The organism is Mesorhizobium sp. M0621, assembly GCF_040320745.1.
Lineage (GTDB): Bacteria > Pseudomonadota > Alphaproteobacteria > Rhizobiales > Rhizobiaceae > Mesorhizobium.
Window position 1 is genome coordinate 18,259 of record NZ_JAMYQF010000037.1, and the last position, 21,700, is coordinate 39,958.

The window sequence follows — 21,700 nt, forward strand, 5'->3', positions numbered from 1 at the left end:
GTTTCAGGCTTTTTTGAGTGCCCGACGGATGTCCTTGGCAAATTCCTTGATCGTGAAGCCCTCGGGCAGCGAGTCGATCAGGACGAGGTCGGAGATGGCGCTGCGGACACGCAAAGGTGCGATCGCCTGATATGCGGCTGAATTGTACCAGGCGCTCGCAGTATCCCGGCTTGGGAACTCCATCAGCACGACCGAGCCCGGCCAGGCTCCCTCAAGCACGTCGACTGAGCCCTGCGCCAGCCACTTACCGCCATAGGGTGCAACGGTAGCCTCAACCTGCTCGAGATAGGACAGACCTTCATCATTGGGTACATCGCCAGGGATTCGCAGGTGGTTGATTAGATAGGTCGACATGGAAAATCCTCAATGAAACGTATGGTGTCGCGGCGACGAAGAAGAGGAGGGCGTGCGACATTGCCCTCGCACCGCTTCCAAATCACTCCGGACTGATAGTTGGCCCGTCGTTTGGAAATTTCGCGAGCACCGTCGGATCTATGTTCAGGTGCTGCCAAACCAGTTCCGGGGGCGTATCGGTGAGCCAGTCGGATAGTCAAACCTCCTCGTATTCTGGTACCTGCCCGGACGCCGTTCGGTGCCCCGATGTCCTGGATGCATGTCCTTGGCCGCGCTCTACATAGCCGATATCGTCGGGTTTGAAGTCGGCCGTTTTCGCGCGAAGCGGCATAAAACATCGTCACGCGGCTTTGCCCATCCATCCAATATTGCCATTCGTCGGCGTTCTGTGCACGGTCAGGTATTGACCGACACAAGAAATGCCGATGCCTGGGCGCCGCGATACTCGCCAAAGCAAAGCAAGAGGTCTTTTGAGAACGCCGCAGCGATTTCAATATTGCCCGATGCAACTCGCCCATAGGCGGACAGAAAATAACCGACCGATCCGTGCCGACGCGAAAGATAGCGATCTTTCTGGGAAGATAACCGATGCGGAGGGCCGCAGGTTTGTCAGCCTGGGTACACAAGGCACGATGCACCTGTCTCCTTCGACCTGGCGGAGTAAGACAAGTGATCCATCTGTGCTGCTCTGAGCAGGCGGATACGAGGACGGCCTTACGAACAATAGTGCAAACGTCCATCGCTACCGACATAGGCGCCCGTATAGGGATCGTAGTTGGAATGCATGCGCGCGCAGTAAGAATTGTAGTAATCGTAGCCGGAATCGTCGTCATCGTCGTAAGATGGATAGTATGGGTAGGGACGGTACCGGCCGCCGTGATAAAAATAGGGGTGGGAGTAGCCACCAAAGTGATCTCCGTAGGACATGTCGGATCCGCCAAGTCCTCCGCCGTGCATTCCGTACGGCATTCCGCCAAAATGGCCGCTGCCAAAGCCGCCCTCCCCCCCGCCATGGCCGCCGCCATGCGCGGCAAGACCCGCGGTTGCCGAGCTGGTCACGACCGCCGCGCCCAAAAGAATAGTTGCTAACATTGCTCCTGCCGGTTTCATGTTATTCTCCTGTCGAACGAAAGCCAGGGTGTGTCCGGGCAGAAAAGTTTACCTCTGATCCACGTTAAACGAAACTATACTGGGGTTTGCATTAGATTATATCTAATGCGCTCAGATAATTGACCATTGTGTGCAAACAGGTCGATCCGGCGCCCGCGTCAGAGAGGCACCAGCATTGAATCAATCCGAGAGCAGCTTTGGAAGCACGCTCAAGAGCACGCAGAGTTGGCGCCAAAGAGCATGAAGCGGCTGGCGGCGCATTGGGTGAAGCCGGGGTTGATCGGCCTGTGAAGCACCTGCGTGGCACGGAAGATCCGCGCCATGCCTTTCTGCGGGAATTCCGTGAGGAAGGCTGAAGAGACTCTTTGAACGCCATTGCCCACTATGACATTGATAAGCATTTATCATCGCCGGCTATGGGACGTCGCGATTTTCTCTCGCCTGCGGCCGAGCGCACGACGTCCAGATCATGGTCGGCCCTCTGACATAACCCGGCCCATCCAAAGTGCCGTTCGTCGCCCTCCATTGCTGCGACCGCATTCGTCATGGCACGGTCAGTCATCAACAGTCTTTCAGACAAAAGCCTAGCGGTTAGAGAAAATACACAAGTCAGGTCAGGGGGTTATTATTCTACGCGCCAACGCAGTTTGTCGCTGGTACCACCATTGAACCAGGGAAGGACTATACCCCATGAACATCAAAGCTATCTGCCTCGGTGCAGCAATTGCGTTTTCGCCGTCCGGCGGCATTGCACTTGCCGGCACGCTGGGTGAGCCGGACACTATGAAGCCGTTCTTTACGGATGCCAGCATGAAAACCATGAAGCCGCTGAAGGAATTCAAAGACGTATTCATGGCTATGCCTGCCGAAAAGCAACAAGCGATGAAGAACGAATGCGCAGACATGGTGCAGCCATACACCGCCTTCTGCGCGAATGTGAATACTCTCGGGGGCCATAACTAAGGCCCGGTCAGTCACGCTCAACCCCGGCCGCCGTGGCGTGGAAGACCAAGCCGAGTTGAGACATGGTCGCCAGCAACGACTAGATCATCAATCCCGACATCGAGCGCTTCCACCATGTGAGCGCCACGGCCCCCTACATCGCCGTGCCGGGTGTCAACCACTCGGTCTACGAAGCTCATCCCGCGCAGGTTGGCGCCCTCATCGAAGAGGCCGCCCACACGATCGGCGAGGGAACGAATTGGAACTCGCAAGCCGTCGTGCGCGAAGGCGCGGCGGCTTCCTTCCAGCGCACGAGGTTCGTCCGTGAATGCCAGACGAGCGGCCTATCGAAACAAGCTTGGGAACGGACCGACAATCGCGCGAGCAACGCCTGGCCGCCGCCACCCGCTACGCCAGGGGCAGTCTGGTCTCCCACCAGGCGAGGCGAAGCTGCTGAGGCCGTGGTCCGTTCCGGCGACCGGGTGTGCCTTCGAACGCGATAACCAGAACCAGGCCAATTTTCTCGCCGCCCGGTTCGCCGAGGTCGATTCCGCGCTGGTGAAGAACCTGCACATCGTGCGGCCGTGCATGGTCCTGGCCGAGCACCTCGACCTGTCAGGCCGGCAAGATCGAGCTCTGTGCGGATCATACCTGTCTCGAGCTGTTCTCGCGCTGCTTCATCAATCTGACGCATGTCGCGCTCACCGTGGCACCCTGTGCGGATCGCGAGGGCAATCTCTAGATTGGTCCAACGCCGAGGATCCGCCTGTCGTTATCGAGGCGACCGCGGTCAGCAAGGGATCCTCATTGCGCAGCAACGAGTTGGTCGACAAGATGCCACGCATCGACGTGCCGGGCGACCGGTCGATTTCGTCGTGGCGGCACGTCGAACTTCTATGTCGAGCCGCTGTTAATGCGCGACGCGGCGCAGATCACCGAGATGCAAGATCCTCACCGCCATGCTCGCGCGTCGATCGCCTTCGACCTCGTGGCGCGCCGCGCAGCGCCCATGGACTCGACGTCGCCATCGTCAACGGTCCGCTGCACGTCCTCGTCGGTGAGTGCGCGGCGGTTTCCGGACCGGCACCCGACCTGACCACGGCCGACAAGGTATACCAAGGAATGTCTGGACCTAAATCAAGCGCCTAATCCGGTTGCCCTGCGTAGGATATCGCCGCGAAATGCCGACGGCTATTCCAGTCCTGGTTAGCGGCGCACAGGAGACGTGCCTGACCCGAAAGGACGGCGATCATGAATGACAGCCTCTCACCGCTCGAAATCGCGCGGGCAATGGTGGATTTTGGCGCCGCCAAAGCCGCTCACGGCGTTCCCGATCTTTTGATCCGCGGCATGCTTTCCGGCGCGCTCCTCGCCTTCGCGACGAGCCTGGCCCTGCAGGGTGCGCTTCAAACAGATGTCGCGCTTGTCGGCGCTCTCATTTTCCCGGTGGGATTTGCCATCATCGTCATCCTCGGCCTCGAGCTCCTGACCGGGAATTTCGGACTGGTACCACTGGCCGTGCTGGCTCGCCGCACGACGGTCGGCCGAATGTTGGCCAACTGGTTCTGGGTTTTTGTCGGCAACATGCTCGGCTCCCTCGCCTTTGCCGGGCTGCTCTATGTCGTCCTGACCGATGTCGGCAATGTCGGGGCGGGTGCGCTCGGAGATCATCTGCGCGCGCTCGCCGAAGCGAAGACGATCGCCTATGAGCCGTATGGATATGATGGACTGGTGACCGGTTTCGTCAAGGCCATGCTCTGCAACTGGATGGTGTGCCTCGGCGTCGTCATGGGAACGAGTTCAACGTCCGTCGTCGGCAGGATCGTCGGATGCTGGCTGCCAATATTCGCTTTCTTCGCGCTCGGTTTCGAGCACTGCGTCGTCAACATGTTCGTTATTCCCATGGGGATGATGCTCGGGGCCAAGATCAGCTTCGCAGACTGGTGGTACTGGAACCAGATACCCGTGACCCTGGGCAACATTGCTGGCGGATTCCTGTTCACGGGGCTTCCTCTTTATTGGACCTATCTAAGGGGCGGTGCGGAAGGCATGCCTGCCCCCGCGGCGAGGATGTCATTTGGCCCAGCCGAGTGATCGGCCTGGCACTCTCGCGAACACCTCCTTCTTAAACATCGATCCGCCCACATTGCATCGCGAAAGAATGTAGTCGTTTCGAAAAGAAGCCCTCTGTCGGGTCCGCCATGGTAGCGCCGACGGCGCCCCAGCCGATAGCATCCATTGGACGCAGCAAAAGTCAGGAGAGGCAGCCGCACATGCATCGGAGACCAGACGTGCAGTCTCGAACTAGCGGATGGTTGTGGCTGTCTGGTTCGTGTCCGACCGGGTTCAGTCCGGATGGCGAGTTGCAATCGCCGCCATTGCGCACCGCCTGAAGACCATGAACATGACCCAACTCGAACTTCCGCCCAGTACTTCGCGGCAGCCGCGTTTTCGCAGGGCAAGCGTTGCGGAGGCCGAAATCGCCGACGAACGCAGGCGAGCGATCGTTGAGGAGATTCCACGGCTGCGCGGCTATGCGCGCGCGCTGATGCGGGACCGCGATGCCGCCGATGACCTTGTGCAGGACAGCCTCGAACGGGCGCTGTCGAGGATGGCGAATTGGACGGTAGGCGATACGCCACGCAGTTGGCTGCTCACGATCATGCACAATCTGTTCATCGACCAATTGCGGCGCGCCAAACGCCACGCCCAGGCGGTGACCACGATCTCAAAAACGATAGATGCGATCGCTATGTCGCCAGAGGCCGAGAGGCTGGTGTCGGTGGATGTATTCTCCGCGCTTCAGCAGATCAACCCCGAACGGCGCGCAGCACTCGTGCTTGTCGCTGTTGAGGGCCTCTCTTACGACGATGCCAGCAAGGCGCTGGGCATTCCAGCGGGCACGCTGGCGTCGCGGATCGTCAGAGGCAGAGAGGAGTTGCGATCGATCCTCGAAGGTGTTGCGCAGCCGCGACGACCAGGGTGAGCGAAGACTGAACGGCGCCGTTTTCATCACAAGCCCAAGGCACACCTTCCATGCCGGCGCGGCGTCACGGGTTGATTATCCGGCGAACGCCGGAGCGCAGTGTGTGGTCGGGTCGCGGCAACAGCATCGAGAACATCTGGAGGGGGCGGGATCGGAAGACTTTCGTCCATACTGAATGACGACTTTGACATCTCTAGCGGTTTACGCTTCGAACGCCCAACCGTTCTGCAATCCGTACCAGGTCGGGCAAGGTTCGAACCGCCATCTTGCGCATGAGATGTCCGCGATGAATCTTGACCGTAATTTCGCTGAGGCCCATCTCACCCGCGATCTGCTTGTTCATCAAACCCTTGGTCACGAAGAACATGACCTCCTTTTCGCGAGAAGTCAGTGTTTTGTAGAGGGCTGATAGCGTTGCCGCTTCCTGGTCGGTTTCCCACCTTATACGGTCGTTCTCGAGTGCGCTGAAGACCGCATCAAGCATGTCCTGTTCCCGGAACGGCTTGGTCAGAAAGTCGATTGCCCCGGCTTTCATCGCGCGCACCGACATCGGGACGTCGCCGTGTCCCGTCATGAAGACAATCGGCATTTGAATGTTCGACTTTGCAAGATGAGCCTGGAAATCGAGTCCGCTTACACCGGGCAACCGGATATCGAGCACGAGGCAGCTTGGCGTTGCCGGCAGTTTGCCCTGTAGGAATTGGCTGGCGGAGGCGAACAGCTCGACATGCAGCCCCACAGATCTGAACAGGCCGCTCAGGGCATCCCGCACAGCGTCATCATCATCGATGACATAGACGGTCGACGCAAAAGCGGTCGACGCGGATGGGCCTGGATTGGAACCTGCTGTCACGATAGCAATACGCCTCTCACGATTCCCGCTGCGGAATGGCACAGCGCCATCTTAGCATATTAATTTGGCAACGAGACCCGCCAGGGCAAGACGTAGGCGATCCTCGAAACCCACCTGGAATTCAACTGCACAGGTTGGCGGTAATCTTCCCGGAACGAACGCAAGTGCCGATTCGGAACGTGAGCGACTTTGCCCAGGAGCATGGAGATGGCAGCGCTTGAATAACCACGAAGAGGTCATTCCAGCTTGTTTTCGCATTAGCAGTTCATCGCGTCGGCTATGCACCTGATCATGGCGCGGCGTCAAAAGGCTTGCAGAAGAAGCCTGCCGCCGCCAAGCGGCCTGCCTGGATCGCCAGAGCGCCGAAGGCGCCGCCGCCAATAGTTGATACCTTCGTATGCGCCGCATAGCTGATGATATGATCCATTCAGACTGCCATTTAATGGAGCAGTTTTCCCACCCGTGTACCTTGGCCCCACAAGCAGAGGAAAACTCTGAAGGCAGAGGAGCTTGGTTCAATGCAGTTCGACTCATCGTCAGAACCCGAACATGACGATCGGCGGCCGGGAGAGGATCGGCCCATCCTCCCGCGACGCAAAGGCATAGCGCGAGTGATGCAAGCCGACGGTCAGCGCCGAACGCCCGACTTCGGCTCATCATTGTTCGATCCATCCGCCGCAAGGCGCGATGCCTATCCGATGGTGCGAGATTCCGGGATGATTTCGATCCCCCTCACTCATATGAATGTCGTTCTCTCGGTGTCCACCGCAGCTATGCAGCGACCGCTTCGCGGTGGTCTGATGATGCATGCAAATGCCGCGGCAGACCCTGGTCCCGCGGCGGTGCCCAGAGGGGCCTTGGCGCAATGCGCCGAAGCAGACCGAAGCGCGATTGACGGGCTGAGTATCTTGGACACGCCCCGGGATATCGGCCTTGCCGAACTGGTCCCGCAACGGCATACCTCTGATCCGGTCGTCGAGCGTCTTTCCCGAGCGCTCGAGGCGGCCGAAGGCAGTCATGATGGATTTGGCGACCTCTATGCCGACGCAGTCCGCCTTGCTATCGTAACCCGCTTGCTCACGCTGGGTTCGGATCCAGAGCCAGATCCGAGGGCACGCGCTACGGCGGCCCTGCCGAGATGGCGGTGGAAGCGGGTCGTCGAATACGTCGATTCACATCTCGATGAGAAGATTGCGCTCGCCGATATGGCAGCAGTGGCGGGGCTCAGCCGAATGTATTTCGCCGCACAGTTCCGGGCGGCCACCGGCATTCGCCCGCATGAATTCCTACTGCGGCGACGGATTGACCGCGCCAAGCAGATGCTCAGCCAGACCGAGATGACCCTGGTCGATGTGGCGCTGAGCGTGGGCTTTCAGAACCAAGCCCATTTCACCACGGTCTTCGGACGTTCCGTTGGCGAGACACCCTATCGCTGGCGTTGCGGCAACCGCACGGATGTAGCAGATCGCCCCTGCGACAGCGATCCCGCCGTTGGGGGCTACCGGCCTCGTGGGTCGGATACGCGGCCCATTAAGCTGACCCCTACGGAAGAGTTGCCGCTCCGCAGCGCTGCCGGCGCAACCTAGGCGATATCGCTGGCAGCCCCCTGCGATGGAATGATGTTGCTTGGTGGAATTCTCCTTGCCAGGAAGGATTCTTCAGCTCTCCGTAAAGGTATCTCCGATGGCCAATGATATCCGTCCTTACAATGCCCCGGCCGGCGGATGGGGAGCGCTCAGGGCGCTGGGCGAACACCTTGTCGAGCAAGGGATTCCGATCAAGGGGGCAGCCACTCTGGGGCGCATGAACCAGCCGGAGGGATTTGACTGCCCCGGCTGCGCCTGGCCCGACCCCAAGCACACCTCATCCTTCGAGTTTTGCGAGAACGGGGGCAAGGCGGTTGCCTGGGAAGCCACGGCGAAACGCTGCACGCCGGAGTTTTTCGCTGCCCATACCGTTGCCGAGCTTTCAAGCTGGAGCGATTTCGATCTCGAGATGGTTGGGCGATTGACCCATCCGATGGCCTACGACGCCGCATCCGACCACTACCTGCCGGTCGATTGGAACCAAGCCTTTGCAACCGTTGCCCGCCACCTCAACGGATTGGCGGATCCAAACATGGCCGAATTCTACACATCCGGCCGCACCTCGAACGAGGCAGCTTTCCTCTACCAGCTCTTCGTGCGCGAGTTCGGCACCAACAATTTCCCTGATTGCTCGAACATGTGCCACGAGGCTACCAGCGTCGGCCTGCCGCACTCGCTCGGTGTTGGCAAGGGTACCTGCCTGCTTTCCGATTTCGATAAGACGGACTGCATCTTCATCTTCGGACAGAATCCAGGCACAAACAGTCCTCGCATGATGACGAGCCTGCGCAATGCCTCACGGCGGGGCGCAACCATCATGTCTTTCAATCCGTTCCGCGAGCGCGCTCTGGAGCGATTCCAGTCGCCCCAGAGCCCGATCGAAATGGCAACGCTTACGTCGACGCCGATCAGCGCCAAGCTTTATCAGGTGCGTGTCGGCGGCGACGTCGCGGTCGTGAAGGGACTCATGAAAATTCTCATGGAGGCAGACGATGCGGCGTGCGCAGACGAACTGCCGGCTGTCCTCGACTGGGACTTCATCAAGGGCCATACGACGGGTATCGAAGCTCTCGCCGCCGACCTGCGGGCAACGCAGTGGGAAGACATAGTGTCTCAGTCAGGACTCACTCGCGACGACATCGTATACGCCGCTCGCGCCTATATGCAGGCCGAACGAGCGATCATTGTGTATGGCATGGGTATCACGCAGCACCGGCGGGGCGCTCAAAGCGTGCAACAGCTGGCGAATCTCGCGTTGCTGCGCGGTCATATCGGACGTGAAGGCGCCGGACTTTGCCCCGTGCGCGGTCACTCCAACGTCCAGGGCGATCGCACGGTAGGCATCACCGAAACGCCGACAAAGGAATTTCTCGATCGGCTTGAGCGCCGCTTCGGCTTCAAGCCGCCGTCCCAGCACGGCCACAACGTCGTGACCGCGCTGGAGGCCATGAAAGACGGCAAGGTGAAAGTGTTCTTCGCCATGGGCGGCAACTTCGTGTCCGCCATCCCCGACTGGGAGGTGACGCGCGCTGCCTGGTGCAGGCTCGACCTGACGGTCCAAGTGTCGACCAAGCTCAATCGCAGCCATCTCTTACACGGGCGCGACGCGCTGATCCTGCCTTGCCTTGGGCGCACCGAAATCGACGTCCAGGCCACACGGCCGCAGTCGATCACGGTCGAGGATTCGATGTCGATGGTTCACGCGTCGGCCGGCCGCAATGTTCCGGCCTCAGAGCACCTGAGGAGCGAACCTGCAATCGTCGCGGGCATTGCGCGAGCAACAATGGGTGCACGTTCAGTCGTCGACTGGGAAAGCTTTACCGCCGACTACGACCTTATCCGCGACGCGATCGAAGACGTGTTCCCGATCTTCCAGGGCTACAATGCTCGCATTCGCATACCCGGCGGCTTCCATCTGACGTCAAATGCGCGTGAACGCATCTGGGCGACAGCTTCCGGCAAGGCAAATTTCCTTGTCTTCGACGGCCTCGGCGAGGATCCGCCCCTGGACAGCCTCGACGTACTATGGCTGACGACGGTGCGGAGTCATGACCAGTACAACACCACGATATATTCGATGTCCGACCGATATCGCGGTGTCTTCGGTCAGCGCGACGTGATCTTCCTCAATGAACAGGAGATAGAAAGGCGTGGCTTCCAGGCCGACGACCGCGTCGACTTGATCACTGTGTCCACCGACGGCGTTGAACGCCGCCTGTCCAATTTTCGGATCGTCCCCTATTCGTTCCCGAATGGCAGCTGTGCTGCCTACTATCCCGAGGCAAATCCTCTCGTGCCGCTCTATTCGCACGATCCGATGAGCTTCACGCCCTCTTACAAGGCAATTCCGATCCGCATTTCACGCTCGCGTGCCGAGGCGGGTTGATCATAGATGCGAACTCGCGCGCCTTCGGTTCTCCTCTCACGATGAACGTATTCCCTGCCGCTTCGAGATCGCGGGCATCTCTTGGGCGAACGTTCCTACACAAAAGCGAATGGGCCGAGTGGCAATAATTTTCGAGGTGTTGATCGTTCACTGACGTCTGCGAGATTTGCTTCGAGAGGAAACTGGAGTGGCGAAAATGAGTTCCTTGGACCAATACCGATCTGCCTCCAGGAGGCTCCGCAGCGGCGATCTTGGAGCCGCGTCGCGCTGGGTCGCAGCCAAGTGGCTGGATGGGTTCGGCCGCGGCAGCGATGACGCCAGCGGCAATGTCGAGCTGTCGCAGTTTGGGGTTTTGGAACCCTATATTGCCGAAGCAGTCGTGCTGGAGCGGGGAGTCGACTTCGTATTTGCGAAATGGGGCGCGGCGCTAGGCGCGCTTTGTGGTGGGGACCGTAGTCGTCACAGGCTGTCCACGCTCCCTCAGCCCAGCCGTGGGCAGCTCCGCCGCCTGTGTGTACGGGCGGCGGCGGAGCAGTTGCCGCAAGCGCGACACGCGACCTGGGCACTCGATGGGCGGGTTTGGGAGTGTGCCATGCTAGCGCTGCCAACGGCCGGCGACGAGCTTTCCGCTACGCGACTTCTCGTCGCCCTTTTCTTTGCCCCTCATCCGATGTTTGCCGCCGCACCTCTTCCGCGCGGCGAAGCGTTGCATTGGAGGCGAAGCTCCCACGCACGCCGCGCACGCACCATTCTGCCGAACTCCTGAGGCGCCCGTCCGCTCCTCCCGCGGGCGCCCGAACTGGCGGTGGGTCGCATCAGCGATCCACCGCCCTTTTGGTGTTTCGGTCGCCACGGACGGCTGGCGCGCCCATCACGTTCGCACCGGACCTGTCCGTGCGCGGCGACAAAGGCAAGGGCGTTTCTGAAAGACGCCGAACCGCGAAATCGAGATTGTCGCAACGAGCTGCCTCCGCAAACGCCTCGGCAACGCAGCTGACCGCAGGATTTGCTACGGCATCGCCGGCCCTCATCTCGGTCATCGGCGCGTTCGACTGTTTGCGAAAAGGAAGGAAGAAACCCGTGCGCGAAATCATCAATGCCATCGCGATTGCCATCACTCTCGGCCTGTCGGGAGTAGCCGCGGCAGACGCTGCCGAAAATCCCAAGCCCGTTCATATCATGGCGCGCAACGTCGTGCTCGTGCACGGAGCGTGGGCGGACGGATCGAGCTGGGCCGAGGTGATCCCGCTCCTTCAGGCAGCCGGCCTGAGCGTCACCGCAGTGCAGAATCCACTGACGTCGCTGGCGGACTCGGTCGCGGAGACGCGCCGGGCGCTGGCGCTGCAGGATGGACCAACCGTGCTGGTAGCGCATTCCTGGGGCGGCACCGTCATCAGCGAAGCGGGGGCTGATCCTAAGGTCACATCGCTGGTCTATGTGGCTGCGCGAGCACCGGATGCGGGTGAGGATTTCGTCGCTCTCTCCGCAAAATTTCCCGCAGGACCCGTCCGGGCCGGCATCCAGGTGAATGATGGTTTCTCCAAATTGTCCGAAGATTCATTCCTGAAATACTTCGCGAACGGCGTCGCGCCCAGGCAAGCGAAGATCTTGTATGCTGTTCAAGAACCCACCGCGGCGACTATCTTCGGCGGACGAACCAGCGAAGCCGCATGGCATTCCAAGCCATCGTTCTATGCGGTGTCGAAGCAGGACAAGACGATCAACCCTGACCTCGAACGGTTTCTCGCCAAACGCATGCACGCGACAACGGTGGAGATCGATGCGGGTCATCTGTCGCTGGTTTCCCATCCCAAGGAGGTCGCCGACCTCATTCTGGCTGCGGCAGGCCGATGACATCAGATTTAAAACAGCCCCGGCGATGCGTGCGGGCGGGCCTGGCGGCCTGGGCGGACCGTCCCCGCGACCCGTCCGCTGCGCGCTCGCTCCAACATGTGGGCAGGATTGGTCTCGCTCGCTACACTGATGTGCCCAAACCAATTCGTCCCCGGCAAAGCTGAGATGACTGACCAGTCGCGCCCGCCATGGGGGAGGATTGCGCTCGGCCATGAGGCTGGCGACGTCACAGGGCAACGCTCGGCGCCGGACATTCAAAGCAATGGGCGCAAAGTCATTTTGGAGGCACACACCAAAATCCGGCAATACGGCGACGTTCATCGCTCGAGCCGTTGCGATTAACGTCGCCAGGAAGGTCGTCGGCTGAGACATGGGCATCGTTCGGTTCGCGCTTCGATTTCCGCACACGTTCTATGTGCTGGCTGCCTTGATTCTCTTTCTCGGCGCCGTCGCGAGTCGCGAGATGCGGTTGGACGTCTTTCCGGAAATCAACATTCCGGTGGTGACTGTAATCTGGAGCTATGGCGGCCTCAGCACGCCAGAGATGGAACAGCGCGTCACCACCTACAGCCAGTACGCGATCAGCTCCAACGTCAATGGCATCAAGAACATCGAGGCGCAGACCCTAGGGGGACTGTCGGTTCAGAAGATCTATTTTCAGCAGGATGTGAATCTCGATCTCGCGATCGCGCAGATCGTTTCGGCGACAAACGCCATTCGCGCCCTCCTGCCACCGGGAATCCAAGCACCGCTCGTGGTACAGTTCAACGCCTCCAGCGTGCCGGTCCTTCAGATCAGCCTGAGCTCCGACACCCTCAACGAACAGCAGCTCTACGACTACGGCATCTATCGGATCCGTCAGCAACTGGCCCCGATCCCGGGTGTCACGCTGCCAACACCCGCGGGCGGAAAATATCGCCAGATCATGGTCGACCTCGACCCGTCGAAGCTCCTGGCCAAGGGCCTGACGCCGCTCGACGTCGTCAGCGCGGTCAACGCCCAGAACCTGACCTTGCCGTCGGGCACCGCCAAGATCGGCAACACGCAGTATGTCGTGCGCACCAACGCCACGCCGGCAACCATCGACGAGCTCAACAACATTCCGGTCAAGGTCGTGAATGGCGCCACGGTCTTCGTCAAGGATGTCGGCCAAGTCCATGACGGATGGCTCGTTCAGCAGAACATCGTTCGCGAGAACGGCCGGCATTCGGTTCTGCTCAGTATCATCAAGAACGGCAATGCCTCGACGCTGGAGGTGGTCGACGCCGTTCGGGATGCCTTGAAGACGGCGCGTGCCGCGGCGCCTCCCGGCATGGAAATCAGAGAGCTCTTCGACCAGTCGGTGTTCGTCAAGCGATCGATCGCCGGCGTGCTGCGGGAGGGCGTGATCGCGGCCGCGCTCACCGCCCTGATGATCCTGCTGTTTCTCGGATCGTGGCGATCGACGCTGGTCGTCCTGATCTCGATCCCGCTTGCGATCCTGTCGTCGGTCGTGGCTCTGTATTTCCTGGGCGAAACGCTCAATACGATGACGCTGGGGGGCCTGGCGCTGGCGATTGGCATCCTCGTTGACGATTCGACGGTGACGCTCGAGAACACCCATCGGCTGCTCACCGAGGAAGGACAGATGCTGCCGCAGGCGACGCTGCACGGAGCCGCCGGCATCGCCGTGCCGACCCTGGTGTCGACGCTGGCCATAAGCTGCGTGTTCACATCGGTGGTCTTTCTGGAAGGTCCGGCAAAATATCTGTTCACACCGCTCGGTCTTGCCGTCGTGTTCGCGATGCTCGCATCCTATGGACTTTCGAGGACGCTCACTCCAATCACCATCGGGTTGCTGCTCAAAAAAGAGCGCCACAGCGCCTCCACGGGCTGGTTCGGTAGGTTTCACGCCAGGTTCGAACTTGGTTTCGAGGCCATGCGCCTGCACTATGCCGAGTTGCTGGCCGTACTCCTCAGGCGCCGGTTCATCGTTCCCGTCATTGCAGTCCTGGTGCTCGCGTTGGGCACTGTGCTGTTGACGCTCGTCGGTCGCGATTTCTTTCCCGCGATCGACGGCGGCCAGATCCAACTCCATGTGCGGGCCCCCGCGGGAACCCGGATCGAGGAGACGGAGAAGATCTTCCAGGCTGTCGAGGACAAGATCCGCGAGATCGTTCCCGATCGCGACCTCCAGCTTGTCGTCGACAATATCGGCCTGCCGGCGCGTGCCTACAATTTGGCGTTCACCGATGGATCGACCATCGGCGTGAATGACGGCGTGATCCTGGTCGCATTGAAAGACGGCCACGCGCCGACTGCCAACTATGTGCGCAAGTTGCGCGCGGCGCTGCCCAGCGCCTTTCCAGACGTTCTGTTCTACTTCCAGTCGGCCGACATCGTCACGCAGATCCTCAATTTCGGGCTGCCGGCGCAGATCGATGTTCGTACGGTCGGCTATGACCGCGCTACCAACCTGCGGATCGCGATGGAACTGCGGCGCCGCATCGCAGCCATTCCCGGTGTAGTCGACGCACACCTACAGCAGGAAGTCGACGCGCCGGCGTTCTATGCCGATATCGATCGCACGCGTGCGGCGCAACTCGGCCTCAATGCCAGCACGATCGCCAACAACATCAATGTGAGCCTGAGTTCCTCCGAGCAGGTGTCGCCGAACTTCTGGACCGACCCGACCACGGGCATCCCCTACTATCTCGCCGTCCAGACGCCGGAAAACAAGATCGCGTCACTGAACGATCTCGGCAACACGCCTGTTTCCTCGACCATCAACACCGCCGGTGCACAGGTTCCCGGGCAGCTCAGCAACGTCGCTACATTCAAGCGCGACAGTCTCCCGACCAACGCCAACCAGGCGAACGTTCAGCCGGTCTACGAAGTCTATGCAAGCGTCCAGGGCCGTGATCTGGGAAGTGTCTCCAGCCAGATCAGCGCGGTCGTTGCCGACCTGCAGAAGCAGCTTTCGCCTGGAAACAACATCCAGGTCATAGGCCAGATCCAGAGCATGAACGATGCCTTCTGGGACCTCGGCGTCGGCATCCTGTTCGCCGCCGTGTTCGTCTACTTGCTGATGGTCGTGAACTATCAGAACTTCGGCGACCCCTTCGTCGTTATCCTTGCCTTGCCGGCGACCTTGTGCGGCATCGTGACGATTCTGTTCATCACGGGCACGACGCTCAACGTGCCTTCGCTGATGGGGGCGATCATGGCGGTCGGGGTCGCTTCGGCCAATTCCATCCTGCTCGTGACCTTCGCCCGGGACCAGCAGTTGGCGGGCAAGTCCGCGTTCAACGCGGCGATCGAAGCCGGTCATACCCGGATCAGGCCCGTGCTCATGACCGCGGCCGCGATGATCGTCGGCATGGTCCCCATGGCGATCGGCGGAGCGGGCGAAGAGCAGAATGCCGCGCTGGCGCGCGCGGTCATCGGGGGGCTTTTGTTTGCAACGCCCACGACGCTCCTCGTCGTGCCGTACCTGTTCACGATGCTGCGCAGCGGACGGGACGGCAAGACGGCTCACGGCGTCTTCGACGAGGAAATCGCATGAAGCCGAGGGACCATCTGGATCAGCCCGACGATACGGTGATGGATCGCGCAACGGAGCGGCCGCCGCGCCGAGGCGGAGGCTGGCTGCTTGCATTGGGCGCATTGACCCTGCTGGCGACGGGACTGGCCTATGGCGTCCAGGGATACTATTCGCGCAACCGCGAACTCGCGGCGGCCGCCGAACAGGCGCGTGACTTCATCCCGCAGGTGCGTGTTGCGGCGGTAAGGCCGAGCGACGACATCGTGCAAGTCAGTCTGCCCGCCACCACAACCGCCTACGACGTCGCCGACATCTTCGCACGAGCCAGCGGCTATATCGAGACGCGTGAGGTCGATATCGGAGACAAGGTCAAGAAGGGACAGTTGCTGGCCAAGATTGCCGTGCCGGAACTCGATGACCAGATTTTGCAAGCCCAGGCAACCTTGGGACAGCTCAAGGCGGCGTTGCAACAGGCACAAGCCAATCTCGATCTCGCAAAGGTGACGTGGCAAAGGGACAAACCCCTGGTGGACCAGGGCTGGATCACCAAGCAGCAGGGTACGATCGACGTCCAAAGCCAAAAGGCACAGGAGGCGGCTGTCGGCGTTGCTGAGGCCAATGTGAGTGCGCAGCAGGACCAGCTGCGCGTGCTCGATCAGCAACAGGCCTACCAGCAGGTCGTCGCCCCGTTCGACGGCGTCATCACTCAACGCAACGTCGATATCGGCAGCCTGGTGCAGGCCGACACGACCAACAGCACTTTCCTGTTCGCCATCATGCAGGGAGATGTGATCCGTGCCCAGGTCTACGTCCCCCAGGATCAGGCCTTTGGACTGACCCCAGGGGTCAAGGCTGTGCTCCAGGTCCCCGAAGTCCCCGACCGAACCTTCCCGGGCACGGTGACGCGGATTGCCGATGCGCTGGCGCCGGGCACGCGGACCTTGCTGACCGAAATCGACATTTCTAACCCTGACGGTGTCCTCACGCCCGGCACCTATTGCACGGTCGAACTCCAGATCCCGCGCAAGACGCCCAGCTTCTCCGTGTCAGCAGATGCGATCATCTTCAACGCCGATGGGTTGCAGGTTGCCGTGGTCGAGGACGGCATTGCGCATATTCGAAAGATATCGGTGGCGCGCGATCTCGGAACGGAGGTCGAGGTCCGTGACGGCGTCAAGCAGGGTGACCTGGTGATCCTGAATCCGCCGGTCGAACTTGCCGAGGGCAGCAAGGTGCAGATCAGTCCTGCAGCCGGCGGAACACCCTAGTTCCGTTCAACCTGATTCAATTTCAAGGGCGCTCAGCATGAAAATCGAGGCCTTGGCGTCATACACAGGCCGAATACCAGCACTATACTACATTATACATGCATGATACCTTGATATACTACGTATTACGTCCGATCGTTGCTAAATAGTTGATGCAGGCCGAGAACAGCAGAGGCGAGCCGAATATCGTAACCCGAAGGTTCCCGAGTGCCTGTAGGCGGAATGCGGTTGACAAATAGCCGCCTTCCTCAACGAAAAGGAGAGTTAATCATGCGTCCTATCCATCTGAAGGCGGCGCTTGCCGCGATTATCGTCGCAGTCCCACTCACAGGGGCCTTTGCCGCCTCGTCGCACGGCGGCCACGACGGCGATCACGGCCGTAATGGTGAGCATGGCAGCAGCGAATACGGCGACTTTTCGCAGAATGGATGGTTTGACGGCATCAACTCGTTCAAGGCCCACCCGACTGCGGGCAGGAACTTCCTCCAGCAGTTCATGGGCGAATGAGAAGGCCCCACCGTCCCGCCGCAGCCCCGCCGTCTCTCAGGAATGGCGGGGCTGCAGCATGAAGTCTACGGCGTGCGAAGGCGCAGAGACCAACCGCCTGCGGGCAAGCCTGGCTACCTGGGGTATTTCTCGGGCATGTCGCCTTCTCATGCCGCCGAACGAAATCATGAACATGCAGCGCCGCCAACAAATTTTTCGACTTGCCGGTTCATTCGTATCGTCTGCCGGCATCGACTTGGCGCAACTGTTTTTGACCCAACCGTGCTAGGGACGACGAACCGGAAAATGCTGCCGTGCGGAAGATTGGGGGTGGCCCACAGCCGGCCGCCGTGGGTCGTGATGATAGAGCGGCATATCCATAGTCCCAAACCCATGCCCTCGCATTTCGTCGTGAACAGGGGATCGAAGATACGCTCGGCAAGCGCCGGATCGAGCCCAATCCCCGTGTCCTCGACCGCAACCTGCACATCGCCATTTTTGTCAAGCCGGGTGCTGATCCGCAATCTTCTCTGTCGATCCTGCACCGGGCTCATCGCCTCGATGCCGTTCGCGATCAGGTTAGCAACCACCCGTTCCAATTGACCGTGATTGCCTCTGATCGGTTCCAGGTTCTCAGCAAGTTCGACCTCGACCGCGATTTGGTGAAGGCGCAGATCGAGACTGACGAGACTGAGCAGGTTCTTGATCAAGTCGTTGATGTAGACCTTAGTCGCCATGGGCGGGGTTTTCCGGACGAGATCGCGAACACCTCTGACCACATCGGCGGCGCGCAGGGTATTGCCGATGATCCGTTCGATCGCCTGTGTCGCCTCATCGAGATCCACTGGATAAAGGAAGCATGTCCGAGTCTCCATTCTTGCTTGGTACAGAATTCGTATCCCGATCGGCGGGTTGGACTACTACTTAGGTCCATCCAAAATAGCCGTGAGACTGGTTATGGGAGCAGGCGCAGAGCGCATCAGTTCGGCCATCCTGACCAGGTCTGCCAAGGATTGCGCGCCCATCCTTCTCATGACTTGAGCACGATAAATCTTAACCGTGGATTCCACCATGCCAATCCTTCCGGCAACCTGCTTGTTCATCAATCCTGCCGTCACCAGATCCATGACCTCGCGTTCGCGCTCGCTTAGCGTCTGAAATCGGGTGAATGTCTCGATCGCTTGTCGACTGCGATCGAGGCGCATGCCATCCAGCTCGATGGCTCTTGTGACGGCATCTAGCATTTGCTGTTCGCTAAACGGCTTCGTCAGAAATTCGACTGCACCTGCCTTCATGGCGCTCACCGCCATCGGAACGTCGGCGTGGCCAGTCATGAATATGAGTGGAATACGGACGCCGGCCGCGACAAGGCGGGCCTGAAAGTCGAGACCGCTGATGTGCGGCATACGAATATCCAGCACGAAGCAGCTCGCAAGGTTCGGCAATTCCATGTCGAACACCTCGTGTCAGAGACGAAAATGCCTTGCTTTGCAAACCGACCGATTCCAACAAATCGACCCGCCCTTCGCGCATTCGTCGTCGACGACGAAGACGAACGCATTTTGGGTGGTCCGACCACAGATGGGGGCAACAACCGACCGCGGCGGCCGCAGCTGCGGCCGTTCATATTTTCGGATCACCAGAATGGACCGCACCAGGTGACGCTAAGTACGTGGATTCCCAGCGCACCGCACGAACTGACCTCGGTCTGCCGATACGACAGACCCCGATTGGACACGCAGCATCCACCGATGGGTACACTCTGCGATCGCAACGGGAATAACCGCAAGAACGCGCCAGCAGCCGCAAAGCAGACAAAGCCGGCCCACAAACCAGCCGGTAGGCTGCTGTCGAACATGATGGAAGGCGGCCCAATTGAAACGGGCCGAAAGTGGCAAGCAGATGTCGAGCAGATAAACGTCGTTCCCGTTGGCCTGGGGGATAGAGCGCTGGCGGCCGCGAACCTGCAGAGACGATCACGCTGTGACGGTCTACGACGGACGGCTTCCAAACTCGAAGCCACCGATTTTCCGCGGCAGCGGCTGCGCCGAAATATGACGAGGAGACTACAAATGGACTGCAATCGAGCACTGTTGCAGATTTCATCCATTGGCGCCGGCGTTTTCCTGTCGATCTGCGTCGCCGGTTCCGTAGCGACCGCCGCAGCCAATGACCAGGACACTCTGGCCACCGTCGTTGCCGACCAAGTGCGAAGCCAAGGCTTCCCTTGCAAAAATCCGAGTTCTGCGGATCGCATTGAGGCCGAGTCCGTCCCAAATCAGACCGCCTATCTGCTCAAGTGCGAGGGAACCACCTACCGGGTTCTCTTGATTCCAGATCAGGCAGCAGAAGTGGCCAGGGTTGACTGAAGCCGTAATGCAGGTTCCAGCGAGGAGACACTTTCAAAATCGAAATGGCCAATCTTTCTCGAAAAAAACTGCGTTATCCCGCAAGTGACCGCCAGTCTTGCAAACAAAAACACAACCCAGAAGCAACCAGTATCAGCCTACGTAAATCGGCGCGATCGGAAGTTCATCCGCGAGGCTTGCACATCCGACCGGCCACACGCCGGATAGACGGTTCCCAGGAGGAACACGCCACGGCGCCAAGACCAAAGCCTCGCTCGGATCACGATCATGTCAATTTTAAACATCCTGCGCAGGCACGGCGCGGTGCTGCTCTGCTCCGCCGTCTTGGTAGCGCCGCTCGCCACTGGGGTCGCTCCAAATTCGAGTTTGGCCGATACACAAGCGGGCTCGTCCTCGGTCGCCTCCGCGATAGGCACTTCGGCTACCTCCTATGCTGCGATCGTGGCGGCCGACAAGCCGGCGGTGGTGACGATCACGTCGATCATGAAAACTTCATTGGCGCCCGATGACCAAACTCAGCGCTCAGACAGCGGGCTGTCTTCCGATGAGCGGTTGCCGGATTTCTTCGGCAATCGAGGAATCCCGATGCCTAAGGTACCCCCGCAAGAAGCGACGCAACTGGCGGAGGCGCTTGGTTCCGGCTTCATTATCAGCTCAGACGGCACCATCGTCACCAACAACCATGTCGTCGACGGGGCTTTGGATATCATGGTGACGCTTGACAATGGAACCGAGCTGCCGGCGGCCCTTGTCGGCCACGACGCAAAGTCGGACCTTGCGGTCCTGAAGGTAAAGGCTGGGAAGCCCCTCCCAACTGTTGGCTGGGGTAATTCCGACGGACTCAGGGCAGGCGATCCAATTCTGGCGATTGGCAATCCGTTCGGCATCGGAACCACAGTCACTGCGGGGATCGTTTCCGCTCGCGGGCGCGACCTCAACAGCGGTCCCTACGATGATTTCCTCCAGATCGACGCGCCGATCAACCACGGCAATTCAGGTGGGCCTCTTGTCAACACCAGCGGGGCTGTCGTGGGTATCAACACCGCGATCTACTCGCCCAATGGCGGCAGCGTCGGCGTCGGATTTGCGATCCCTTCCAATGAGGCAAAAAAGATAGTCGCCAAGCTTGTAAAGAACGGTTCGATTGAACATGGGCAGCTCGGCATCGAGATGCAGGCGGTTACAATGGACCTCGCCAACGCCCTCGGTCTGCCGACGCCTGAAGGTGCTTTGGTCGCTTATGTCGGCGATGGATCGCCCGCCGCTCATTCGGGCATCGAGACCGGCGACGTCATCACCGAATTTGCTGGTCAAACCATCAAGGAGCCCAAGACCTTGTCTCGAGCCGTGGCAGATCTCTTGCCGGGGAAAAAGGAGACGATGTCCATTTGGCGCAATGGGAAGACAGTCGCGTTGTCGGTGGTCGTCGGCGGCAGTGACGACAGCGTCAAACAGGTGGCCGTGGTCAATTCCTCCCATCCGTTGCATTCCAATTTTCCAACACTCGGCCTGGCGCTTGGTGACCTCGATCAAGCCGTCCGGCAGGCCCTGGACGTGCCTTCGCAGGTGCGCGGCGCCGTGGTTGAGGGTGTCGACCAGGACCAGCCGGCAGCCACCTCAGGCATTGAATTGGGCGACATCATCGTCTCGGTCAATCGCGTGCCGGTACAGACTGCCGAGGAGACGAGCCAGGCCATCAGCGCCGCGACAAAATCCAGCAAGAAGGCGGTTCTGCTGCTGGTCAAGCGGGGTGAACAGCAGATCTTCGTCGTCGTGCCATATGGCAATGGCTGACATAATGCGGATGCCAAAGCCCGTAACGGGATCTCGGATCGCCGACCTGGCGCTCCCTTGGCGATAGCAACGAAGCGGAAAAGCGGAATGGGAGCGCGGTAACCGCGCCCGCCATTGCGCCAGAACCAGATCTCCGGTCAAGGACATGGCAGGTGAGAGCCAGCACAAGGTCTCGATCGAAGACCGCTG

General features: G+C 60.1%; 19 protein-coding genes and 1 pseudogene. 13 read left to right on the forward strand and 7 right to left on the reverse strand.

The window, feature by feature from the left end; all coding sequences use genetic code 11:
• Nucleotides 1-3 precede the first annotated feature (3 nt).
• Nucleotides 4-354, reverse strand: a complete 351-nt coding sequence (locus NKI38_RS22620; protein WP_027043691.1) for a DUF1330 domain-containing protein — start codon at nucleotides 352-354, stop codon at nucleotides 4-6.
• Between the two features lie 265 nt (nucleotides 355-619).
• Between NKI38_RS22620 and NKI38_RS22625 the strand changes: the two genes are divergently transcribed.
• The gene (locus tag NKI38_RS22625) at nucleotides 620-874 is read left to right on the forward strand and encodes a hypothetical protein (protein WP_352660873.1); all 255 of its coding nucleotides are present in this window, start codon (nucleotides 620-622) and stop codon (nucleotides 872-874) included.
• A gap of 194 nt (nucleotides 875-1,068) precedes the next feature.
• Here NKI38_RS22625 and NKI38_RS22630 read toward each other — a convergent pair whose 3' ends face one another.
• Both NKI38_RS22630 and NKI38_RS22635 read right to left on the reverse strand, forming a co-directional pair.
• Nucleotides 1,069-1,464: a hypothetical protein gene (locus NKI38_RS22630; RefSeq protein ID WP_352660876.1), complete on the reverse strand. Its 396-nt coding sequence runs from the start codon at nucleotides 1,462-1,464 to the stop codon at nucleotides 1,069-1,071.
• Nucleotides 1,465-1,673: 209 nt separating this feature from the next.
• Nucleotides 1,674-1,865: a hypothetical protein gene (locus NKI38_RS22635; protein ID WP_352660879.1), complete on the reverse strand. Its 192-nt coding sequence runs from the start codon at nucleotides 1,863-1,865 to the stop codon at nucleotides 1,674-1,676.
• Nucleotides 1,866-2,154: 289 nt separating this feature from the next.
• Between NKI38_RS22635 and NKI38_RS22640 the strand changes: the two genes are divergently transcribed.
• The 4 genes and pseudogenes from NKI38_RS22640 to NKI38_RS22655 all read left to right on the forward strand — a co-directional run bounded on the left by NKI38_RS22640 (nucleotide 2,155) and on the right by NKI38_RS22655 (nucleotide 5,392).
• The gene (locus NKI38_RS22640) at nucleotides 2,155-2,427 is read left to right on the forward strand and encodes a hypothetical protein (RefSeq protein WP_352660882.1); all 273 of its coding nucleotides are present in this window, start codon (nucleotides 2,155-2,157) and stop codon (nucleotides 2,425-2,427) included.
• Nucleotides 2,428-2,730: 303 nt separating this feature from the next.
• Nucleotides 2,731-3,148 (forward strand): annotated as a pseudogene (locus tag NKI38_RS22645) (malonate decarboxylase subunit alpha).
• A gap of 509 nt (nucleotides 3,149-3,657) precedes the next feature.
• Nucleotides 3,658-4,500, forward strand: a complete 843-nt coding sequence (locus NKI38_RS22650) for a formate/nitrite transporter family protein (protein WP_352660884.1) — start codon at nucleotides 3,658-3,660, stop codon at nucleotides 4,498-4,500.
• Nucleotides 4,501-4,717: 217 nt separating this feature from the next.
• Nucleotides 4,718-5,392, forward strand: coding sequence for a sigma-70 family RNA polymerase sigma factor (locus tag NKI38_RS22655; RefSeq protein WP_352660887.1), 675 nt, complete (start codon nucleotides 4,718-4,720; stop codon nucleotides 5,390-5,392).
• A gap of 193 nt (nucleotides 5,393-5,585) precedes the next feature.
• Here NKI38_RS22655 and NKI38_RS22660 read toward each other — a convergent pair whose 3' ends face one another.
• Both NKI38_RS22660 and NKI38_RS22665 read right to left on the reverse strand, forming a co-directional pair.
• Nucleotides 5,586-6,245: a response regulator transcription factor gene (locus NKI38_RS22660; RefSeq protein WP_352660889.1), complete on the reverse strand. Its 660-nt coding sequence runs from the start codon at nucleotides 6,243-6,245 to the stop codon at nucleotides 5,586-5,588.
• A gap of 289 nt (nucleotides 6,246-6,534) precedes the next feature.
• Nucleotides 6,535-6,672 (reverse strand): hypothetical protein, encoded by a 138-nt coding sequence (locus NKI38_RS22665; protein WP_352660892.1) that lies wholly within the window; start codon nucleotides 6,670-6,672, stop codon nucleotides 6,535-6,537.
• 187 nt (nucleotides 6,673-6,859) lie between these two features.
• On the opposite strand from NKI38_RS22665, the gene NKI38_RS22670 reads away from it, so the two are divergent.
• The 6 genes from NKI38_RS22670 (at nucleotide 6,860) to NKI38_RS22695 (ending at nucleotide 17,369) form a co-directional block, all read left to right on the forward strand.
• Nucleotides 6,860-7,831, forward strand: a complete 972-nt coding sequence (locus NKI38_RS22670) for a helix-turn-helix transcriptional regulator (RefSeq protein ID WP_352660983.1) — start codon at nucleotides 6,860-6,862, stop codon at nucleotides 7,829-7,831.
• A gap of 97 nt (nucleotides 7,832-7,928) precedes the next feature.
• The gene (locus NKI38_RS22675) at nucleotides 7,929-10,217 is read left to right on the forward strand and encodes an FdhF/YdeP family oxidoreductase (protein ID WP_352660895.1); all 2,289 of its coding nucleotides are present in this window, start codon (nucleotides 7,929-7,931) and stop codon (nucleotides 10,215-10,217) included.
• Between the two features lie 1,125 nt (nucleotides 10,218-11,342).
• On the forward strand, nucleotides 11,343-12,071 hold the full coding sequence (locus NKI38_RS22680; protein WP_051643508.1) for an alpha/beta fold hydrolase: 729 nt from the start codon (nucleotides 11,343-11,345) through the stop codon (nucleotides 12,069-12,071).
• A gap of 370 nt (nucleotides 12,072-12,441) precedes the next feature.
• Nucleotides 12,442-15,615, forward strand: coding sequence for an efflux RND transporter permease subunit (locus tag NKI38_RS22685; protein ID WP_352660898.1), 3,174 nt, complete (start codon nucleotides 12,442-12,444; stop codon nucleotides 15,613-15,615).
• A complete protein-coding gene (locus NKI38_RS22690; RefSeq protein ID WP_352660901.1) occupies nucleotides 15,612-16,862 on the forward strand; it encodes an efflux RND transporter periplasmic adaptor subunit in 1,251 nt (416 codons plus the stop codon). Before NKI38_RS22685 ends, NKI38_RS22690 begins: the two co-directional genes overlap by 4 nt.
• A gap of 270 nt (nucleotides 16,863-17,132) precedes the next feature.
• Entirely contained in the window at nucleotides 17,133-17,369 is a 237-nt protein-coding gene (locus NKI38_RS22695; protein WP_352660903.1) for a hypothetical protein, read from the forward strand.
• Between the two features lie 164 nt (nucleotides 17,370-17,533).
• Here NKI38_RS22695 and NKI38_RS22700 read toward each other — a convergent pair whose 3' ends face one another.
• Nucleotides 17,534-18,223, reverse strand: a complete 690-nt coding sequence (locus NKI38_RS22700; protein ID WP_352660905.1) for a sensor histidine kinase — start codon at nucleotides 18,221-18,223, stop codon at nucleotides 17,534-17,536.
• 45 nt (nucleotides 18,224-18,268) lie between these two features.
• The gene (locus tag NKI38_RS22705; protein WP_352660908.1) at nucleotides 18,269-18,799 is read right to left on the reverse strand and encodes a response regulator transcription factor; all 531 of its coding nucleotides are present in this window, start codon (nucleotides 18,797-18,799) and stop codon (nucleotides 18,269-18,271) included.
• A gap of 279 nt (nucleotides 18,800-19,078) precedes the next feature.
• Here NKI38_RS22705 and NKI38_RS22710 point away from each other — a divergent pair, with 279 nt between their 5' ends.
• Nucleotides 19,079-19,717 (forward strand): hypothetical protein, encoded by a 639-nt coding sequence (locus tag NKI38_RS22710; RefSeq protein WP_352660910.1) that lies wholly within the window; start codon nucleotides 19,079-19,081, stop codon nucleotides 19,715-19,717.
• Nucleotides 19,718-19,984: 267 nt separating this feature from the next.
• Nucleotides 19,985-21,511, forward strand: a complete 1,527-nt coding sequence (locus NKI38_RS22715; protein WP_352660913.1) for a Do family serine endopeptidase — start codon at nucleotides 19,985-19,987, stop codon at nucleotides 21,509-21,511.
• The last annotated feature ends 189 nt before the right edge of the window (nucleotides 21,512-21,700 follow it).